Source organism: Bacillus sp. TSO22, assembly GCF_020223595.1.
GTDB classification, from domain to species: Bacteria; Bacillota; Bacilli; order Bacillales; family Bacillaceae; genus Bacillus; species Bacillus inaquosorum.
This window is the reverse complement of the sequence record NZ_JAHAWO010000004.1, coordinates 163,382-184,605: the sequence shown is the minus strand read 5'-3', so window position 1 is coordinate 184,605 and position 21,224 is coordinate 163,382. Positions and strand designations below refer to the sequence as shown.

15 protein-coding genes and 1 pseudogene are annotated in these 21,224 nt (G+C 42.7%); 5 read left to right on the top strand and 11 right to left on the bottom strand.

Translation table 11 applies throughout. The features are described from left to right. Positions 1 to 62 precede the first annotated feature (62 nt). Together KHQ79_RS05905 and KHQ79_RS05900 are read right to left on the bottom strand one after the other, a co-directional pair. Positions 63 to 5,996 (bottom strand): SpaA isopeptide-forming pilin-related protein, encoded by a 5,934-nt coding sequence (locus KHQ79_RS05905; RefSeq protein ID WP_225514387.1) that lies wholly within the window; start codon positions 5,994 to 5,996, stop codon positions 63 to 65. Between the two features lie 313 nt (positions 5,997 to 6,309). Next, positions 6,310 to 7,386, bottom strand: a complete 1,077-nt coding sequence (locus KHQ79_RS05900; RefSeq protein WP_225514385.1) for a response regulator — start codon at positions 7,384 to 7,386, stop codon at positions 6,310 to 6,312. Positions 7,387 to 7,567: 181 nt separating this feature from the next. On the opposite strand from KHQ79_RS05900, the pseudogene KHQ79_RS05895 reads away from it, so the two are divergent. After that, positions 7,568 to 9,505: pseudogene (locus KHQ79_RS05895) on the top strand (sensor histidine kinase); the annotation flags it as partial. Positions 9,506 to 9,577: 72 nt separating this feature from the next. Further along, positions 9,578 to 10,648 (top strand): response regulator, encoded by a 1,071-nt coding sequence (locus KHQ79_RS05890; RefSeq protein ID WP_309247426.1) that lies wholly within the window; start codon positions 9,578 to 9,580, stop codon positions 10,646 to 10,648. 39 nt (positions 10,649 to 10,687) lie between these two features. Here the strand turns inward: KHQ79_RS05890 and mscL are convergent, their stop codons facing one another. Both mscL and fabZ read right to left on the bottom strand, forming a co-directional pair. After that, positions 10,688 to 11,080 carry a large conductance mechanosensitive channel protein MscL gene (gene mscL, locus KHQ79_RS05885; protein WP_029316919.1) on the bottom strand — a complete coding sequence of 131 codons (393 nt, stop codon included), beginning with the start codon at positions 11,078 to 11,080 and terminating at the stop codon, positions 10,688 to 10,690. Between the two features lie 72 nt (positions 11,081 to 11,152). After that, positions 11,153 to 11,578 carry a 3-hydroxyacyl-ACP dehydratase FabZ gene (fabZ, locus tag KHQ79_RS05880; RefSeq protein ID WP_060399668.1) on the bottom strand — a complete coding sequence of 142 codons (426 nt, stop codon included), beginning with the start codon at positions 11,576 to 11,578 and terminating at the stop codon, positions 11,153 to 11,155. A gap of 191 nt (positions 11,579 to 11,769) precedes the next feature. Between fabZ and rapD the strand changes: the two genes are divergently transcribed. Further along, positions 11,770 to 12,834, top strand: coding sequence for an aspartate phosphatase RapD (gene rapD, locus KHQ79_RS05875; RefSeq protein ID WP_225514383.1), 1,065 nt, complete (start codon positions 11,770 to 11,772; stop codon positions 12,832 to 12,834). A 20-nt stretch (positions 12,835 to 12,854) separates the two neighbouring features. Here the strand turns inward: rapD and flhP are convergent, their stop codons facing one another. The 5 genes from flhP to KHQ79_RS05850 form a co-directional block, all read right to left on the bottom strand. Next, positions 12,855 to 13,664, bottom strand: coding sequence for a flagellar hook-basal body complex protein FlhP (gene flhP / locus KHQ79_RS05870; RefSeq protein ID WP_225514381.1), 810 nt, complete (start codon positions 13,662 to 13,664; stop codon positions 12,855 to 12,857). Positions 13,665 to 13,696: 32 nt separating this feature from the next. Further along, positions 13,697 to 14,509 carry a flagellar hook-basal body complex protein FlhO gene (flhO, locus tag KHQ79_RS05865; protein ID WP_133486290.1) on the bottom strand — a complete coding sequence of 271 codons (813 nt, stop codon included), beginning with the start codon at positions 14,507 to 14,509 and terminating at the stop codon, positions 13,697 to 13,699. Positions 14,510 to 14,669: 160 nt separating this feature from the next. Further along, positions 14,670 to 15,671 carry a cell shape-determining protein Mbl gene (mbl, locus tag KHQ79_RS05860; protein ID WP_003227776.1) on the bottom strand — a complete coding sequence of 334 codons (1,002 nt, stop codon included), beginning with the start codon at positions 15,669 to 15,671 and terminating at the stop codon, positions 14,670 to 14,672. Positions 15,672 to 15,849: 178 nt separating this feature from the next. Then, positions 15,850 to 16,131, bottom strand: a complete 282-nt coding sequence (gene spoIIID / locus KHQ79_RS05855; RefSeq protein WP_003221804.1) for a sporulation transcriptional regulator SpoIIID — start codon at positions 16,129 to 16,131, stop codon at positions 15,850 to 15,852. Between the two features lie 14 nt (positions 16,132 to 16,145). Further along, on the bottom strand, positions 16,146 to 16,256 hold the full coding sequence (locus KHQ79_RS05850) for a protein usd (protein WP_080010888.1): 111 nt from the start codon (positions 16,254 to 16,256) through the stop codon (positions 16,146 to 16,148). A 224-nt stretch (positions 16,257 to 16,480) separates the two neighbouring features. On the opposite strand from KHQ79_RS05850, the gene KHQ79_RS05845 reads away from it, so the two are divergent. Both KHQ79_RS05845 and KHQ79_RS05840 read left to right on the top strand, forming a co-directional pair. Then, on the top strand, positions 16,481 to 16,894 hold the full coding sequence (locus KHQ79_RS05845; RefSeq protein ID WP_003235672.1) for a MarR family winged helix-turn-helix transcriptional regulator: 414 nt from the start codon (positions 16,481 to 16,483) through the stop codon (positions 16,892 to 16,894). Between the two features lie 21 nt (positions 16,895 to 16,915). Next, the gene (locus KHQ79_RS05840) at positions 16,916 to 18,106 is read left to right on the top strand and encodes an MFS transporter (protein ID WP_019259691.1); all 1,191 of its coding nucleotides are present in this window, start codon (positions 16,916 to 16,918) and stop codon (positions 18,104 to 18,106) included. 95 nt (positions 18,107 to 18,201) lie between these two features. Here the strand turns inward: KHQ79_RS05840 and KHQ79_RS05835 are convergent, their stop codons facing one another. Both KHQ79_RS05835 and pucI read right to left on the bottom strand, forming a co-directional pair. After that, entirely contained in the window at positions 18,202 to 19,608 is a 1,407-nt protein-coding gene (locus tag KHQ79_RS05835) for a right-handed parallel beta-helix repeat-containing protein (RefSeq protein WP_225514380.1), read from the bottom strand. A 104-nt stretch (positions 19,609 to 19,712) separates the two neighbouring features. Next, positions 19,713 to 21,185 (bottom strand): allantoin permease, encoded by a 1,473-nt coding sequence (gene pucI / locus KHQ79_RS05830; RefSeq protein WP_225514378.1) that lies wholly within the window; start codon positions 21,183 to 21,185, stop codon positions 19,713 to 19,715. Positions 21,186 to 21,224 lie beyond the last annotated feature (39 nt).

Here is a 21,224-nt window from a genome sequence, read left to right as displayed (position 1 = left end):
AGAGCTGTGTCACTTTTAAAAAAGCACCTGATCGATTCTTCAATGATCAGGTGCTTTCATATTTATCCCTTTCTTTGCTTCTTTCTTGAGGCAACAGCTAAGCCTCCGCCTGCCATAAGCAGCAGAATACCGATCATTACTGTCAGCGTGCTGTCCGAATCTCCAGTTTTCGGAAGAGGATTTTCTGTTTTCGAATCACCCGATGTACCATTGGTTTTCGAATGATGTCCATCTTCCTTCACATTTCCACCCGGTGCAGGTTTGTCAGGTGTTGGCATTTTTACTTTTTGATTAGAAACAACGATCTCTACAGCTTTTGACTGTCCTTTTTCAATTGTGAATTCGATCGGTGTTTCATCTAGTTTGTAACCTTCGGGTGCCTTCGTTTCAATAAACTGATAGCTTCCCGGCGCAAGGCCTTTTACTGTGAACTGCCCCTTATTATCTGTTTTCCAGAGTTCAGGCAGCTCTTTGCCAAAGCCGTCAGTTTTTACAGGCTTGCCGCTTGCGTCCAATAACTTGAATTCAGCGCCCGCCAAAACTGTATTTTTATCGTCTTGATCCACTTTCGTCACATTCACGTCACCTGGTGCCAATATGTTCTCCACGGTGATGTCGATTGGTTTCGTTTCTGTATTTGTGATCTTGAACGATATAGGTGTTTGATCCAAATGATAATCCTTAGGCGCTTTTGTTTCGACAAACTGATATTCGCCAGCTTTAAGGCCGTGCACGGTAATTTGACCTTTTTCATCCGTCGTCAAGCCGGATTTCAGCACTTTTCCGTTGGCGTCTGTCAGATTGAACTCCGCGCCTTGCAGAACTTTATTTTTATCATGCTGATCCACTTTGGTGAGAACAACAAGGTTCTTGGTATTAACCGCTGTCACTTTCACTTGTTCAGGTTTGCCGCTATATTCAGCTTTAATGGTGAATGACACTGGTTTTTCGGATAAAAGATATCCATCCGGCGCCTCTTTTTCAATAAATTGATAGCTTCCCGGTGCTAACCCGTCAACTTCAATTTTGCCGTCTTCTTTTGAGACTAGATCGTCTCTCACAGTTTCCCCATTGCTGTCAGTGATTTTGAATACTGCGCCTGCTAAGCCTTTTCCATCTTGATCTTCTTTCATCAGCTGAACCGAGCCTTTATCATTCACGACAATCCCGGCTTCAGCAGGTTCTGGCTTTCCTGTTGCTGATTCAGAAATGGTAAACTCTTTTTTCTCTGTGTTTAACACATAACCGGATGGCGCTTTTGTTTCAACAAAGGCGTAACGGCCCGGCGCAAGGCCTGAAGCTGTGATGTTCCCGTCTTTATCGGAAGTCAGCTCTTCTTGAACTGTATTTCCTTCCTGGTCAATAATTTTAAAGACGGCTCCTTCAAGTTTTTGGCCTTCAGCATTTTCCTTCGTCAGCTGAGCAGAGCCTTTATGGTTAATCGCGATCCCGGCTTTTGCTGGTTCAGGCTTTCCTGCTGCTGATTCAGAAATCGTGAACTCTATTTTTTCCGTGTTTAACACATAGCCGGATGGCGCTTTTGTTTCGACAAAAGCATAGCGGCCCGGCGCAAGGCCTGAAGCTGTGACTCTACCGTTTTTATCCGATGCCAGCTCTTCTTGAACCGTTTTCCCTTCCTTATCGATAATCTTAAAGACGGCTCCTTCAAGTTTCTGGCCGTCGCCATCTTCCTTCATTAACTCAACTGCACCTTTATCGTTCACGGCAATCCCGGCATCTGCGGATTCTGGCTTTCCTGCTGCTGATTCTGAGATCGTAAATTCTTTTTTCTCCGTGTTCAGCACATAGCCGGCTGGCGCTTTCGTTTCAACAAAAGCGTAGCGTCCCGGTGCAAGGCCCGAAGCCTCTATTTTTCCGTCCTTATTCGAGGTCAGCCCCTCTTGAACGGTATTTTCATCCTGATCGACAATGTTGAATACTGCGCCTTCAAGTTTCTCGCCCTCAGCATTTTCCTTCGTCAGAGAGACTTTTCCTTGGTAGTTGGTCATTGCTCCCAAATTAACGTCGGACACTTGATTCTGTTCATTCTTTGCGATGGAGAAGTGAATCGCTTTTGTATTCACGATAAAGCCTGCCGGAGCTTTCGTTTCTGTCAGGCGATAGTAGCCCGCCGGCAAACCGTTCATTTCCACTTTTCCGTTTTTATCAGATTTTATATCAGTTCGTATGAGAGTATAGGTGCCGTCATTTGACTTTTTCTCCAGCTTGAAAACAGCACCCGCCAAAGGCTTATGTTGTTCATCTTGTTTGATAAGCGTCACCTTGTTCTGTTGATTTACGACTTTGTACAGCGCTCCTGTCTTAGAGGAATTGCTGTCTATCTTTACAGGGACCCCTTTTACATAAGCATCGCTGATCGTATATCCGTCAGGCGCTTTTACTTCTTTTAATACGTAGGAACCGTAGCGGATATTTCCGAATGTAAGCTTCCCGCCAGCATCTGTCGTGCCCTTGCGCAGGAGCTGCTTGGCGTCCTCAGACCATAATTGAAAGTCTGCTCCTTCTAGAGCTTTATCGTCCTCACCTGTTTTAAAGATCGTCAGGCTTCCTTTTTCTCCAGATCCGGAACCGTCGCCGCTTGAAATGGCAACAAAGATCGAGCTGCTGTTTTCCTGAGTCTGTTCTTTCACATTTGTTCCTGAAATGGACACCTTATTTTTAACGTGGCCGTTCGTTCCGGCTATGTTAATCAGAGAACGGTATTTGATCAAATAGGCACGGTCAATTTGCTTATAGCTGCCTATGAATGTCAGGACAAACGATTGTTCACCTGTTGTATTGTTGGTTTTGATGTCTAACGTGTAATCTTTGTCTTTTTGAAGCTCGACATCGCCCGCGGTCAGATTTCCGCTGCTGTCTTTGACCACACCGTTTTCATCATATTTTGCTTGATATACTTTAAAAGAATCTGCATCTAGTATTTGATTTTCATCCGGCGTGTCAGTAACTTTTACGTCATCCAGCGTTGATTGGCTGGAGTTGACATTAATGTTCCAATCGATGTAGCTTCCATTTTGTTTGCCGCCTTTGAAAACCAGATTTCCTCCGTTCGTAACTGAAACAGAGCCCGTCAACGTGCGGTCTGCATAACCGTCATTATGGTATGTCGCTTTATTTGTGTACTGGTTCTGATCAATGACCTGCCCCTTGAGTGATGTCTTAAACTCAATCAGATATGGTACAGAATCACCTGTTTTAAGGTGTACCGTCAGAGTGCGTTTATTATTCGCAGAAGGTTCTTCGACATCATACTTGGAAGGATCAAGTGCGTCTCCTTCTGTGATGGAGCCGTTTTTATTGATCGTATAGCTCTTGACCACAACGGAACCCGGCACAAATTGCTGAGGATCTGTTATGACATCTTTGATATAAGGGTTTTTCGTCGGCTCGCCATTATAATTGACGCCGATTTTCCACGTGATTTCCTTTGAAACCGCGTTGTATGAACCGTTTTTGAAACCATTGTTTGTAGTCTGATGATTCGGCGTAAAACCGCTTGATACCTTATTCGTGCGCTCGTTGCCGTTTTGATCAGTCCATGTTGACTGAGCTGTATTCTTGACGCTTTCGTTAGAATAATCAGCATTGAATGTTGTTGTGTAAGTAATCTTAAATTGACTGTCGGTTTTTGCGTAATCTCCGATCAATGCCAAAGTAAAGCCTTTATGATCGGGTTTTTTTGTCAACGTGTAATCTTTGTCTTTCTGCAATGTTTTGTTGTTCGTTATGTCTTGAATTTTGAACGAGTCATCAATCAGAACCAATCCGCCGCTTTCGAATTGGTCATCCAGCATCCAATTGTTCATCTCATATTTGTTTTTATTAACTGTAATCGTCCAATCAGCCGTCTTCTTCTCATAATCAACATTTGAATACCCTTTGATGAGGTTCTGTTGAATGGCTATTCCAGAAGCTTCTTTTGAATCACCTGTTCCGGTCACCACGCTGTTGGTGTATGTTGTCGATTTATCAATGATCACTCCGCTGTTGACCTTTGTTTGATATGTGATTTTGTAAGCGCTGGTAATGGTTTTATTAAATTTGACTTCAAATCCGCTTCCATTATCGATCAGCGTATAGTCCTCGCCTTCCTTTAAAGGCGTTCCCGCTTGCTCGCTGCCGTTCTGTCCAAAGGTAATAGGAATAACCTTCAAGGAATCTTTCACAAGGTGCAAATCGCCAGTTCCAAAAGAATCTTTAATGCTGGCCTTGGATTGATCGATCTGTTTCTCACCGTAGTTGTATGAAAGAGCCCAGCTGAATGTTTGAGATTCTCCATCATAGCCTGTCGATGATTTCGCAATCATTTTTCCATATTTGGCTGCAACAGTGGCTTCGGCAGAAATGGGTTCCAGGTTGTCTCCGCTGAATGCCGCCTTGTTCGTCAGCGTTAGATTTCCGCCTTCACTCGGCTTCGCACTATTGTCAATGTCAGTTTCATATACAAGGCGGTAGGCTGAATCAATTGTCCCATCAAATGAGACATTTCCTTTTGAATCAACGCTGTAGCCGGAAGAAACTTCATTTCCTTTGCTGACAGAACCATCAATGTTCACATTGAGTTCATACACTTTAACTGAACGGTAGATTAAACCCTCTGGAAGGCTTTCCGTGAGTTTGGCATTTTTGACTTGATCCAATTTTTTATTGACATCGACCGTCCATGTTACTTTACCGGGGTTGATGCCTTTATCCAGAACACCTGATTTATCAATGGTTTTACTCACATTTGGCTTAAAATAAACCGTTGTTTCAGGCGTATCGGAATTTACAGGGAATGGAATCTTTTGTGTTGTCGATCCCGTTATTTTTTTCTCATTGAACTGCGTATTGATAACCAATGTGCCTTTGACATTAGAACTTTCTTTTACCTCGCCGTTAAATGTCATCACCACATGTCCGTTCGTATCAATAGAAAATGTCCCGTAGGTGGTGTCTCCGACGCCTAACGGCAGGTTCAAAATATCATTATGCATAATAAATTCTTTAGGCAAATCAAATTCATATTTATCGCCGGCATTGATTGTTTTTCCTAAATCGTCAGGAATAGCCCAATCAATTGAAATTTTCACCGGAGAATTCGTATCGGCGCGATTGCCCTTGTCATATGGCTTTCCGTTTTCGTCCGTCAATGTCACGCCGGTTAGAATATGTTGCGTGATTTGTTTTTCTTCAGTTTCCAGACTTCTGAAAGCTGATTGACTTGAGGATGACACTTTTTTTGAATCATCGCTCTTAGGAGAATCACTGCTCTTAGAGTCTGCCGATGGTTTTGGTTCCTCTTCTTTTTGATCCTTGCTGACTGAAGGTGCAGATTTGTCATCTGTCCCTTTCTGATCACCCGCAGTATCAGAAGAGTCGTTTTTTGGCTCTTCCGCCTCGGCATCTGGTGTCTCATCTTTCTTGACAGGGATGATCACCTGCTGGGTGTTGCCTCCCCCTAGTTGAAAAAGGGCCGCTACTGTATGTTCATCGTCTTTTACATCTGCAGTAAACTTAGCTGGCAGTGTGATGGTCCCCTTGGCATCAGGAGAATCCGCGGTTGCACTTTTTAATTTCACCGTCAGAGTGCTGCTGCCCGCTGGCACTTGATAGCTGCCGATGACCTGATCAGCAGATTTGATCTCACCTTCTGCACCTTTATCAAATGTAAAGCTTTTAGGTATCTCCACATTGATGTCCTGTTCGCTTACTGCTTCTTTATCATGTTTTAATGACCAATCATATGTCAGTGTCACTTCATCCCCCGGCGATAATGCCGGTTCGTTTCCTTTTGACCCGTCAACAACCTGCTGATTCCTGTCTTTGACTGTCACTGAATCGAAAAATTGTCTGTCGCTTGCTGATACGCCCACAGCCTCTGCTGTAAGAGTATAGCTGGCAATCTGGCTGAAGAAGAAAAAGATGGCCAGGCTTATGATCATGAATATCCGCCCGCTTTTCTTCAGCCCTAAGGGAAAACTCCTCGCTCTCAACTTTCCATTCCTCCCTTTCATATCTATTTTTCACTTGCCGATTGATCCGCGAGACCATAGAATCATGTCTCATCCCCCCATTGCTAATGCCGAATGAGTTTAAAAACGAAGCTGAACCAAACTACATTGTATGAAATGGAACTATACAAATTCTGTACAACTAAAACTGAATGAATTGGAGATTTAAAGTTTCAATGGAGACGTATGGCGAGGGTTTTCCATGAAGATGACATGTACAAAAAGAAAACCAGTGTGCTTCGATAGGGCAATCGACACACACTGGCTGGAGATGGATTTTTGCTATATTTATACTTTAATTAATTTGATCCTTCATTTGTTTGTAGCGCTGATATTCTTTTATCGCCTCTTCTACCTTCCCGCTTTTGTTAAATAGCTGCAGCTTATATTGCATAATTTTATGATCAAAAGGCTCCATTTTCTCGGCCTGCAGGCAAATGTCCATCGCTTGATGATCTTTCATTTCACGAATGAGAAAATCGATCAGTTCATAAGCCTTTCCTAGCCAAAGCTGGACTAGACGCGTCTTTTCCGGTTCTGCCCACAAATAGCCATGCTCCATCAGATAATGATTTTGATAGGACATGAAAATATCCATGTGCAGATGTAATGTAGCTGTATTGAGCGGGGGCGCCTCTTTTAGTGACTGTTCCCATTCCACAACATCGATTTTTGCGCCTGAAAGTCGAAGAATATACCCTGTGTCGGTCTTCTCGATTGTTTGGCTGAAAGGGATCTGGCTGAGCAATTTCCTTATCTGATAAATGGTAGAGTAGAGTTGGGTGCTTGCTTTTGAGACATCATAATTAGGCCAAAAAAGATCGATTAGCGTGTCTTTACTGACAACACGCCCTTGATTATGAAGTAAAAAGGTGTATATTTCGCGTGCTTTGGACGTTCTCCACTTGACGGGAATGTTTGTTTTGACTTCCTTTAAGATCTGATGAAACTGCAGGTTCCCAAAACATTGGATCAAATAATGCGCCTCGGTATTTTCCATAGATGCTCTAAGCTTGTTATTCGTTCTGATTCGCTCAACAGTTGTCTCAAGCCGCTTGTAAATAACAGGCTTCAACAAATAATCAATAGCATTCAGCTCAAACGCTTTGATAGCGAATTCATTATAGGCCGTGATGAAAACGACTTGGATATTCTCATTCATCGATTGAATCGTTTCAGCAAGTTCAATGCCATTTACCCCCGGCATTTCAATATCAAGAAACACTGCATCTACAGCAGCAACCTCAGGATGCTCCAGTACTTCAATCGGATCTTGATACGCCATAATAGATTGAAAGGCGTTTGTCCGTTCAAGCATATTTTTAAAGTGAAGCAATGCCAGGTGCTCATCATCAACAATTAACGCTTTCACAAAACATCACACCCTATATGTAAAATCGAGATATCAGTAAATAACTTCTATTATATCATGCCAAATTGCCCCTTTATCTGGATTCTTTTTCTTTCTATTGTAGTTTTTGAAAGTTTGCATTTAAAATATTTATAAAAAATGGGAATTAAGAATAATCCTATTGGGATAAAGGAGCACTGATATGAAAGAAAAATTCATTTTTATTTCGATTATTTTTGGTTATGCCGCTTTCTTTATGATTTTTATAGGCATTGACCATTTTTCGGGATCAACACTTCCTGCGGCAAGGCATGGAGTCATGAATCTGGAAAACTGGGATTTTCTGAAGGATGGAAATGTACAGCTGAATGGAAAGTGGACATTATATCCCAATCAGCTGCTGTCACCAAAAGAGATTTCTTCAGCAAAAGGAAAAGATCCCGTCTTCGTTGATGTTCCCAGCAATGTGAAGGTGACCAAACAGGGCATCAATGTGGATTACGGAACGTACAAGCTGATTATCAGATCAAATCAAGATAATCAGCTTTTTGGGATCAGCACATCGTTTATTTACAGTGCAAATCGCATCTATTTCAATGGACAATCCATTGGACAGAGCGGCAGCCCTTCAAATAAACCTGATTTCACGGCGCAAAACAGACCGTATACGAGCTTTTTTACGCTTCACAAGGGTGACAATGAACTTGTGGTACAATTTTCAAACTTCGGAAAAACGCCGGGATGGGGAATCGCAAAGCCAATTACTTTTGGCACCCAGGAGCAAATAGTGCTGGAAAACAAAATTTCCTTTCTTAATGATACAATCATGATTACAGCTTTTTTCATTACCGGATTATATTTTCTGGGCTTTTTCCTGCAAAGAAAAAAAGATAAACATTTGTTGTTTTTTTCTGTTATGTGTCTTCTGTTTTCGTTCATTATTCTGATGATCGGAAAAGAGCGAATTATATTTCTCCTCTTTCCGTCAATTTCATTTTCACTGCTAAATTCATTGAGGGCAATCTCTACAGTGCTCGTCAGCATTGCGGTTTTTCTCTATCTCTTTTTTGCTTACAGAGAGATTGTTTCAAAGCGTTTTATTCGCATTGCCACTGTTTCTTCCGGGCTGGTCTTGATCACAGATTTTTTAACAGTGGGTTTTATCGGCCATGCCTCGTACATCTTACATTCTGTGCTAGCCGTCTCAACTCTGGTTTATATTACATATATTTTTACGATTGCTGCGATCCGCAAAATGGAAGGAAGTCTGTATCTTACTATTGCATCTATATCAATGAGTGCTTTTGTCATTTTAACCACCATTTCAGCTTACAGCGGCAAAACGGCTTTTTCCTTTAATTCGATTTATTCATTGCCAACAGTTATCGCTTTGCTGGCGATCGTTCTGCTGATGGCGCAGCAATTTGCCGGAGCATTCCGTGAAAATGAAGTGCTGTCGTGGAAATTGCTCAGAATTGACCGGCTAAAGGATGAATTTATTGCCAAAACATCACATGAATTCAAAACACCGCTGAACAGCATTATTAATATATGCCAAACGCTGCTGGCCGGCAAAGGAAAAAGAACGATAGAAGAAGAGAAAGAAAACATGCAGCTTGTCATCCGCATGGGCTACAGGCTGTCCAATCTGGTGCATGACATTCTGGATTTAGAAAACCTAAAGCAAGGCATGCTTCAGATTCACCCGGTTCCTGTTGATATTTATACTTTAATCTGTTCGGAAATGAATTTCTACAATCTCTTGTCCAGACATAAAAACTTGAACATTATAAATCATATTCCAGCCGGCCTTCCTTTGGTACTCACAGATGAAAACCGCTTTCGGCAAATTGTAACCAATCTAGTAGACAATGCAATCAAGTATACAACGGAGGGCCAAATTACACTTTCTGCTTCAAGACTGAACGATAACATGATCAAGGTGACAGTAACGGATACCGGAAGCGGCATTTCAGAAGCCGATTGCCAAACCATATTTGAGTCTTTTCAGCAAGCCGAAACAAATAAAGACGACGGAGCCGGTCTTGGCCTAAGCATCGTCAAACAGCTGGTTCAGCTACAAAACGGAGACATTTGGGTCGAATCGGAAGAGGGAAAAGGTTCGTCATTCCATTTCACATTGCCGATTGCTCAAAATGAACCTGTACCTGAAACAAAGAAGGGTCTTCCTGATTTACAATCCGGGATAGATATGTCAGATATCTCTATGAGCACGCCTTATTACTCTGAGAAAATTGACGCGCCAACGATTTTGATTGTCGATGATAACATCGACAGTTTAAAAATCTTAATCGATATGCTGGAAGGCGTTCCCTACAATGTGATTGCTGCGAAAAACGGAATGGAGGCATTAGAAGTTGTCTCTTGCACGAAGCTTGATTTGGTTATTCTGGACTTGATGATGCCGGATATGACCGGTTTCGAAGTCTGTATGAGAATTCGCGAACGATTCAGCCTGGTTGATCTCCCGGTTCTGATGATTACAGCAGCCATTATCGGCCATGACAAATACAAGGCTTTTCATGCCGGAGCGAATGACATTTTGCAAAAGCCTTATCATTACTCTGAATTTATGGCGCGTATCAAAAACCTGATTATGATGAAACATACAGCAAATCAAGCCACAAGAATGGAAATGGCATTTCTCCAATCGCAAATCAAGCCTCATTTTCTTTACAATGTATTAAACACGATCATTTCTCTCAGTCATTTGGATATTGAAAAAGCGCGGGAGGTAACAGAGGAATTTACCAACTATTTAAGAATGAGTTTCGACTTCCAAAATACATCAGTCATCAGTTCATTCAAACATGAGCTTTCTATTATCAGTTCCTATCTTTCCATAGAAAAGACGCGCTTCGGCGATCGGCTTGAGGTTTTTTTCGATATAGACAATAACATTGACTTTATCCTTCCGCCTTTAATGATTCAGCCCTTGGTGGAAAATGCCGTTCTTCACGGCGTCAGCAAGAAAAGAGGCGGAGGATGGATCAAGCTGACAGCTAAAAAACAAAACAGGAACGAGTATTACATCAAAGTAGAAGATAACGGTGTCGGCATGGCTCCGGAAAAACGAAAAGATCTCTTATCTTCGGGTTTCGACCGCAGCGTCGGATTAAAAAATATCAACCAGCGGCTGAAACATTTTTGCGGAAGCGAGTTGAAAATCAGCAGCACTCCGGAAGCCGGCACCTCTGTTTCCATGCTTATTCATCTTGCTGAAACAACGGAAAACCCCGCAGCATTAAGTGAAAGGAATTGAAAATAAAAAAAGACCGCCGTTAGGAAACGGCAGTCTTTTTTATTCCGGCGACCTTGTTTGCTGCTTCAGCAGATCTCTGATTTCCTTCAGCAGCTCCTCTTGCGCATCCGGCGCTTCCTCCGCCGCCTCTTCCTCTGCTTCTTTTTTGCGTCTCAACCCATTCAAAGTCCGAATAACAATAAAAATGGAGAACGATATAATTAAGAAGTTTACAATCGTCTGTATAAAGCTGCCGTACTTCACTACAGCTTCGCCAAACGTAAACGACAAGCCTGAAAAATCAAGCCCGCCCAGCAGCAAGCCCACCAAAGGCATGATGATATCATTGACTAGAGATGTGACAATCTTGCCGAACGCGCCGCCTATTACAACACCGATTGCGAGGTCAACAATGTTCCCGCGCATGGCAAAGGCCTTAAATTCTTTCCACATACAATCACCTGCTTTTTTCATGTTTTGAACGAAAAAAGACAAATGTGCCGCTGCCCATCTGCCTTATTTCAGTTATTCTCCGAGAGCAAAAGTCAGTTCGACTTCGCAAACAACTTCGCCATCAACTGTGGCAATACCTTTTCCGCGCCCGATTGTGCCGCGCGCACGAGTGATTTCAACCTCAAGATGAAGCTGATCACCAGGCTTGACTTGTTTTTTAAACCGGCAATTGTCAATGCCCGCAAAGAACGCCAGTCTGCCGCGGTTTTCTTCTTTAATCAGCATCGCAACAGCTCCGACTTGAGCAAGCGCTTCTACAATTAATACGCCGGGCATTACCGGATACTGTGGAAAATGTCCGTTAAAGAACTCTTCATTAGCAGTTACATTTTTATAGCCTTTTGCCCGTTTGCCCTCTTCAACTTCCGTAATCCGGTCTACAAGCAAAAACGGATAACGGTGAGGAATAATTTCTTTAATTTGCTGAGTATCAAGCATTCTCTTGACATCTCCTTCATCTGCATTAGTATGTATAGCAATCATAAAAGATCCAATCTGTACATTTGAAAAGTATATTATGAATTAATCTCTTTTTCAACCGCGCTAAAATGTAACCAACTGTCAATGAGAGCCGTCAAAAGTTATGATATGATAATTATAGATTTTACCAATAGCAAAGAGGTAGGAAAATGATTTCGAAGTTTATTGAAAAAAGGATGCAAAACATGTTAGACGAGTGGTATTCCGCAATGAGCAAGCGCAAAATGAATCACGTTTGCACACTGAAAGAGAAAATTGACCAGCACCTTCCGAAGCTCAAAAAGAATACAAAACTTTGGATGCGTTATCAATTGTTTCAGGCCCGCCATCAGCTGCTTTTTGAAAACCAGAACGGACTTGATTCATTGTTCGATGATCTGTACGGTCTGGAAGACAAAATGGATGATGAATTGAAATATTATCTGTATTTTTTCTCAGGATTATACGAAATGGTAAAAACAGCTCCGAAACATGCAGTGAATCATTTTAAAAAAGCTGAACAGTACCTGGCCGCCATTCAAAATACGTTTGAAGCCGCTGATTTATATTATCAAACCGCCGGCGCCTATTACTTGATGAAATCACCGCCGCTTTCCATCCAATACGTCAAAAAAGCATTACACATCTATTTACATCAATTCGGCTATATAAAAAAGGTGATCACCTGCAAGCTTTTGCTCGCCGTTAATTATATTGATCAAGAGCGCTACGAAAAAGCTGAACAGCTTTTCAAAGAAATCATTAGGAAAACCCAGCAATTACATGACGAAAACCTGCTATGCCACGCTTATTATAACCTTGGCTTTTTAAAAGCAACCGAAAAAAAAGACCAGGAAGCGCTTCTTTACTTTAAAAAGGTATTAAAGAATCAAGAATTTGAAACGAATTCTCCAGTCTCGTATCTGCATTGTGTGTACGAATCTGTCAGAGCGCTTTTTAAAACAGGAAAGGTCACAGAAGCGAAAGCCGTCCTGGAAAAAGGGAAAGAATTATCTGAAAAGGTAGACATTCAAACCATTTACTTAAAATTAAAAACGCTTGAAGCGCTCTACACATCAGTTGAAGACCCCTATGATCAGCTACTTGAATATGTGCTTGAATTAGAAAAAATTGAAGCGTGGGTGGATTTAGAGGTGCTTTTAGAAGATATCACGGAATACTACAAAAAAAAGGACGATTTCGAAAAAGCCGCTTTTTTTATCATGCGCGGCTGATTGAAAACGCCCATTTCTTTTTATCTGACTGAATTAATTAAACCGAGCATTTGATCTCCCATTGTAATCGTTCTGCTGTTCAGCTGATATGAACGCTGGGATGTGATCAAATCTGTCATTTGTTCAGAAATATCGACATTAGACATCTCAAGCGAGCCCTGCTGCATGCCGATGTTTTGTCTATTCGCGCCATTCAGCTCTTCAAAAGCTGCCGCATTATCAATAGAGAATAGGTTATTCCCTTCCGATTTCAGTTCTTGAGGGTTATTCACTTGGACAACCCCGAGATTAAACCGCTGGACTGCGTTTCCGTCAGATGCGGTTAAGGTGCCGTTTTTATTGATGGTGATATTCTTCATTGAGCTGTCGATGTTGACTGTATTTCCGTTTTCATCAAGCACCGGATTTCCATTACCAGTAACGAGCTGAAGCTGGTTGGCATTCGCAGCTGACGGCGTTAAGTACAGCGCTCCGTCTCTCGTATACTGCCGGTTTCCATTCACGTTCACCTGAAGATATTGGTATGGAGACGTAAACGCGATATCCAGATCGCGATCCGTCTTCTGAATGCTTCCTTGATCAGATACAAGGCGTGAATTCATCATCGCTCCGACGCCGAGGCGCAAGCCGGGCGGCGTTTTTCGGGCTTTTGCCACTTCCTCATTTTTTTCATCAACCTGATCGAATTGCTGTCTGACTAGCTCAGAAAAATTCGTATCTTTTGCCTTATAGCCGGTTGTGTTGCTGTTTGAAAGGTTGCTGCTGATTGTGTCAATCTGCTGCTGCAGCTGGTTTAAGGTTGTTGATGCCGTTAGCATTGACCTGAGCATAGTTGATGTCCCCCGTTTTTTCTTCCGTTATCTTAGATTTTTCCGATTTCATTAGCTGCTTTATCCATACTTTTATCGTAAGCTTGAATAACCTTCTGATTGGCCTCAAACGATCTGTACGCTTCAGTCATTTCTGTATAGGCGCTTGTCACATCCACGTTTGAAAGCTCAGAAACGCCTTGTTTTAATGAATAGGATACCTGGTTATTATCAGCTGCGCTTGGCAGATCATTGCCGTCCGCGGTGCTGTACAAGTTATTTCCGTCCCGTTTCAGATTGCGGACATCCTCCGCCATTCTGACATCAATCTGGCCGGCTGTCCGTCCGTTCGTTGTCACAGTACCGTTTTCAGATACAGTAAAATTTTCATTATCCACAGTGATTGGCTGGCCATCCGTTGATAAAATAGGATTTCCGTTGATCGTCAGCTGATTATTCTCATTTAGTGAAAATGTGCTGCTTTTTGAATAACGGATTCCGTCCGCTGTCTGAACCGGATAAAAAAGAGCCGCGTTTTCATTGGTTTCCGCATGAACCGGAACTTGATTTTCAACCAATGTGATATCTGTAGGCTGATCTGTGGACTTCAGGCTTCCCTGTGTGAAAAGAGGCTTAAGTTCCTGCATATACACACCGGTATTCACGGAACCGACTTCCGTCCTCGTTGTTCCGGCCGGAGATTTTGATTCTATTCTGCTGAGCAGCATCTCAGGGAACGCGCGCATGGAGCCTTGATCTGCTTTATATCCGGATGTATTTGCATTTGCAATATTATTTGAAAGCATTTCCGTTCTTCGCTGCTGGGCAATCATTGCGGATGTTGCTGTATATAATCCTTTTAACAAATTTCCCACCTCTAAAATGGCATTTTTTCCAGTTGTCATATAGGAACGTTCGTTCTATGATAAAAATCAGTATTTTATCCTATTATCGTCATATATTATCCATTCGTGAAGGCTTTTTCATAAAAAAACCCCATTCTTTTTCAGAATGAGGTTTGTGAAATCAGCTTAGTTTGCGTTTAGGAAGCTTGTCCATATTATCAAGCATGACACCTGTGCCGATGGCTACGCAATCCATAGGATTTTCAGCGACGAGGACCGGTACCTTCAGCTCTTCAGCAAGCAGCTGGTCAAGGCCGTTTAAGAGTGCGCCTCCGCCAGTAATAATAACGCCGCGGTCAATAATATCAGCGGAAAGTTCAGGCGGTGTTCTTTCAAGCACTTGTTTCGCAGCCTGCACAATAACAGCGACAGATTCACGAAGGGCTTCTTCAACTTCTTTACTGTTTACTGTAATTGTTCTTGGAAGACCGGAAACCATGTCCCGTCCACGAATGGAAATTTCTTCGTGACGTGCGTCTGGGAAAACCGTTGCGACTTTAATCTTAATATCTTCCGCAGTACGTTCGCCGATCAGCAGCTTGTACTCGCGTTTGATGTAATTTAAGATTTCCATGTCAAACTTGTCCCCAGCCATTTTAATAGAAGAGGAGGTGACAATATCGCCCATTGAAATAACCGCGATATCCGTCGTCCCGCCTCCGATGTCTACAACCATGTTACCGCTTGGCTGGAATATTTCCATACCCGCGCCGATAGCGGCAACTTTAGGTTCTTCTTCAAGGTATACATGTTTACCGCCGCTTTTTTCTGCAGCTTCTTTGATTGCTTTTTGCTCAACGGATGTAATATTCGTCGGGCAGCAAATGAGCATGCGCGGTTTTGAGAACAAGCCCTTTACATTCAGCTTGTTAATAAAATGCTTCAGCATTGCTTCTGTTACTTCAAAATCAGCAATAACTCCGTCTTTCAGCGGGCGAATCGCAACAATATTCCCAGGTGTACGTCCAACCATTCGTCTTGCCTCTTCGCCAACCGCCAGCACTTTGCCGCTGTTTTTATCAAGTGCTACTACGGAAGGTTCATTCAGAACAATTCCTTTACCTTTAACATGGATCAGTACATTTGCAGTACCGAGGTCAATACCAATATCCCTTGCAAACATCTATTTATATCCTCCTTGAAAATCTGTTTCACAGTAAATATCCACATTGTGCCCTAATTATATATATTATCATAAAATATAGAAAAAAAGTTGGAAGCGCATTAAGTTCTTTACAATTTTTTGCGGATGTTTTATGAACGATTTCAAGAAGACAATGCCAGTTGATGATAGCAGTTGATTATGATTGCTGAACAGGCTCTCCTTCGAGAATTTCATCTTTTTTATATTTGAGTTTTGTCGCTTCTCCTCCTCTTAAATGCCTGATGGATTTATGATAATCGAGTATTTCTTTCACTTCGTTTGCCAAGTCAGGGTTAATTTCAGGCAGACGCTCTGTTAAATCCTTGTGTACTGTACTTTTGGAAACACCAAATTCCTTCGCAATGACACGAACGGTTTTCTTTGTCTCCACGATGTACTTCCCTATCTTGATTGTTCGCTCTTTGATGTAATCGTGCACACCACTCGACCTCCCTAAAATGGATGTGAGAAGTGTGAAATGAGATCCGTATTCTGTAAAGAGTCATTCATTATGCCGCTTCTTCGTTGTATGGTTTTAAAAGTAAGTTTGTGAAATGTGCCCACGATCCCTCACCTCAAACACTCTCTTTGTTAGGTTTGTAACAGTGTATTAGCATTCTTTTGGGAATATGCTAAAAACTCAATAAGGACAAGGGGTGAATCGAACTTTTTCAGCTTCGGCAAACTATTTCGCGTCACTAAATTTTTATCTTTACATCCATTCAGCGCTCCTGTAAAATAAAAAAAGCAATTAGTTACTTAGGTAAGTTTTTTAGAAGGAGACCGAAATGACCTACGTCAACAGACACCTCATTCATCAAATCAACCAAAGCGCCCGCCTGATTGCCAAGAAAGCCAATGAACAGCTGGAGCCATTCGGCCTTTATTCATCTCAATGGTCAGTTTTATATTGTTTGCGTACGATCGGACCAATGACTCAAAAAGAGATTTGGTCCTATTTAAATGTGGAGGCGCCGACTGTAACACGGACGATCAAACGCCTGGAGGAAAACGGCTGGGTTCAGAGACGGCAAGGTGAAGACAAACGGGAAAAACTTGTTGTCCTCACAAAAGAAGCCGAGAAAAAATACGAAGAAATCAATGTGAAAATGCTGAAATTCGAGGAAGAACTGCTTGCAGATTTCCGGGATGAAGATAAGGAAGCTTTTTCTCATTTATTTCGCATGTTTTTACAACAATGAAAATAAGGAAGTGACATACATTTGAAAAAAGCGGATGCGATATGGACCAAGGATTTTATTATGGTCCTGCTTGTCAATTTATTTGTGTTTGTGTTCTTTTATACATTTTTAACTGTACTGCCGATCTATACGCTTCAAGAGCTTGGCGGCACAGAATCACAAGGCGGGCTTTTAATCAGCCTGTTCCTTCTGTCAGCAATCATTACACGGCCTTTCTCCGGAGCCATCGTTGAGCGTTTCGGCAAGAAAAGAATGGCGATTGTATCAATGGCTTTATTCGCCCTTTCATCTTTTCTGTATATGCCCATTCATAACTTTTACTTACTGCTTGGCTTGCGGTTCTTCCAAGGGATTTGGTTCAGCATTTTAACGACTGTAACAGGTGCAATTGCAGCGGACATTATTCCGGCCAAACGCCGCGGTGAAGGGCTTGGATACTTTGCCATGTCTATGAACCTCGCCATGGCAATCGGGCCTTTCCTTGGACTGAATTTGATGAAGGTCGTAAGCTTCTCTGTATTCTTTACAGCCTTTGCGCTGTTTATGGTTGCAGGCTTACTTGTTTCGTTCTTGATAAAGGTGCCTCAAAACCAAGACAGCGGCACAACTGTATTTCGTTTTTCGTTCTCGGATATGTTTGAAAAAGGCGCACTTAAGATTGCGACGGTCGGTTTATTTATTTCTTTCTGTTATTCAACTGTCACAGCGTATTTGTCTGTATTCGCCAAATCAGTTGATCTTTCGAATATTAGCGGATATTTCTTTGTTTGCTTTGCGGTGACAATGATGATTGCACGCCCATTCACAGGAAAATTGTTCGACAAAGTCGGACCGGGCATTGTCATTTACCCATCAATCTTGATTTTCTCAGTGGGGCTCTGCATGCTGTCCTTCACACATAGCGGCTTGATGCTTCTGCTTTCAGGAGCGGTTATCGGTCTCGGATACGGATCAATCGTTCCTTGCATGCAAACATTGGCGATCCAGAAATCTCCGGCTCACCGCTCAGGTTTTGCGACGGCAACGTTCTTTACCTTCTTTGACAGCGGAATTGCTGTAGGGTCGTATGTATTCGGATTGTTTGTAGCATCTGCCGGCTTCTCTGCCATTTATTTATCAGCGGGGCTGTTCGTTCTGATTGCTCTGCTTCTCTATGCGTGGAGCCAGAAAAAACCTGCTGAGGCTGAAGGAAAAGTGTCTATTGCAGAATAACGCTCAGACTGCCGGGAGATGCCGGCAGTCTTTTTTTGCATATAAAAAGCGGCGTCCTGCTCCGTTGAACGGAAGAGAACGCCGCTAATGGCATATTATTCAATGACCGGCCGCGCAGGTGAATCAGGATCTAACGTAAAGTCATAGGAATCTTCATCACGATACATCGGATCGGCATAAATGGATTGCTGATCGTTATTTGTTGCTTTTCGATACGACGAAAATGAATCGTATTCATTCTTTTTCCACATCCATATACCGTCTTGATCCGCTTCCTTATGGTACACGTTATGATTGACTGTATTACCTTCATTTGCAGTAAAATCGTTTCCGATAAATAATCTGGAATCACTGCCCGTCAAAATATTCTTTTCGATTGTGTTGTTTTTCGTATCGTACTGCAACAGCAGCTGTCCGCCATACAGCCCCTTTGTGTCATTCCGGTACATAATGTTGTGTGCAATCAGAGAATTGCTGGTGCCGCCCCGCTTTTTGTCGTATCCTCCGATTGAAATACCGGTGTAAGCATTGTTGTACACTTTGTTATCTGTAATCTGAATAGCATTTGCATATTTCCCTTTATGCTCAGACGTTGCTTCAATCCCAATATCGTTATCGTAAACTGTGTTTTTCTTAATCTCGATGCTGTGTCCGCCATCGACATAAATCCCGCCTGCTGAGTAATCATCTCCATAAGCAGGGTTTCCGTAAGTCGAGTTTTGATAAATCGTATTGTTTTCTACGACTCCATTTCGCACGTAATCGTTTTTGTCCGCGGTTCCCTCATAACCGATAAGGTCAATCCCGATGTTGTTATTGTTGCGGACCACATTGCCCGCAACGGTGAAGCCGTCAATATTTCCGTTTAGCACAACCGCTTCACTTGCTCCAAGCGTCAGATTCTCAACCGTATTGTCCTTGATTTGAATGTCTTTCATGCTGCCAGTTCCATAGACTGCGATTCCGTGGGCATTTCCTTCATCTGCTGTTGTCTTAATATCCCGGACATGATTGTTCTTAATGGCAATATGACTGCTGGAGCCTGATACATAAATCCCCATAGCAGTTGCTTCCTCAGATGAAACAGTAAGATTTTGAATCGTTAAACCGCTGATGGCAATGTCATGTTTATCGTGAATATGAATGAGCGGTGTCTCATATTCTGCGTCCGCAACGGATCCTCCGCTAATCACGACTTTTTCATTTTTATAGTTTCGGAACGTGATAGGCTTTCCGTCCGTACCGCTGTGCTTTACCTCAAGGGTTTCATGATACGTGCCTTCTCGAATCATGACGGTTGTGCCGGCGGCAGCCTCCTCTGAAGCATGTGCCAGTGTACGAAACGGCTTATCCTTCGTGCCTTCATTTTGATCACTGCCCTCTGGCGAAACATAGATGCAGTTCCCTTGCTCTTCCTCATTCGCTTTTGTCTTATCAAAAACAAAGGCAAGGATGACGGACGTTAACACACCTGCCAAAAGAATAAAATACCATTTTCTCATATTCGATTCCCATTTCGTTTTAGAATAGATTTCTAAAACAATTATAAATGTTCTATTTATGGAAAACCATTTCAAAAATATGAAAATATACCGTGAGATAGATCTTATTCAGCCTGACGAACCTGCCCAGATTCAAACGTGTCAATCACGGATGAAGCCGGCGGGTGAACACGCATCAGAACAATATAGAAAAGAAATGAAATCAGCACACCGACAAACCAGGAAATATCGTATAAGCTTTTTAATGCAGGAACATACATGCCAATCAGTGAAATCAGCGCACCCAAAATCGTGGCTGCAAATGCACGGTAATTATAGCCTTTAAAATACACATAACGCCCTGTTTCGGAATACAGGTCATCTACCGAGAGCTCCCGTTTGCGAATGATAAAGTAATCAGCCATCATCACGCCTGCCACCGGACCAAGCATGCCTCCAATTAAGCCGAGAAACGCATATACGCTTGTCGCGCTCTCCATCAGCTTCCACGGAACCGTAAATAAAGCGAGCAACGCAGTGATAAAACTGCCGCGTTTGAAATTGATATATTTCGGCAGGGCATTCGCTATATCATAAGCCGGCGATACGATGTTCGCGGCGACGTTTACAGAGATCGTGGCGATGCAGAGCGTAATCACGGACAATACGATGACATAAGGGTTATCAAACCTCGCCAAAATATCGACAACATCCCAAATCGGCTCGCCGAAAGCGACCTGTGAACCGGAAGTCACAGTAATACTGGCAAACGCAAACAGCGCGAAGGTTCCCGGCAAACCGTAAAATTGCCCTTTGATTTGCTCTTTTTGCGTTTCAGCAAACCGTGTGAAATCAGGGATATTTAAGATCAATGTCGCCCAGATGCCGATGATGCCGGTAACCCCGGCAGCAAACGGCCAGAATGTTTCTGAAAATGTATGGAACTTTCCTGGCTGAGAATAAATTGGCCCCAACCCTCCGGCAATATCGACGGCCCACCATACCATGCCGCCAAAGACGACATACACTAAAGGACCTGCCCACACCTCAAAACGCTTAATCGATTCCATGCCGTGATGCAATACTAGTAAATGAATGGCCCAAAAGAATATAAAAGAAAGCAAACCTGACAAGTGAATGCCGAGAATGTTCCATCCGCCGCCAATTTCTCCCCAGCCCGGCCATATATTCAAAAGCAGAATGTTCAGTGCCGTGCTTCCCGCAAAGGTCTGAATGCCAAGCCACATGATCGCTGTAAACGCCCTTAGAAGCGCAGGGATATTCGCGCCGTATATTCCGTAAGAAGCCCGGATGATCACTGGAAACGGCAGCCCGTATTTTGTCCCTGCATGGCCGTTTAAGGCCAGAGCGCCAAACAAGATAAGCGATGCCGTAATAATGATCGCCAGCACCTGCCAAGGCGAAAGACCGATCGCAATTAACCCGCCCACCGTCGCGTAGGTCGGTATATTATGTATACATCCCATCCAAATAGAGGCAAAGTTCATTGCTTTCCATGTCCGTTTTTCCTGTCCTAAAGGCAGCAGATCTTCATTGCTCAGTTTGTTGGATTGATGCTGGCTCTCTTTAAATTTCATAGCCGGCTCCCCTTTCAATATTGTCTGTTTTATGTCATA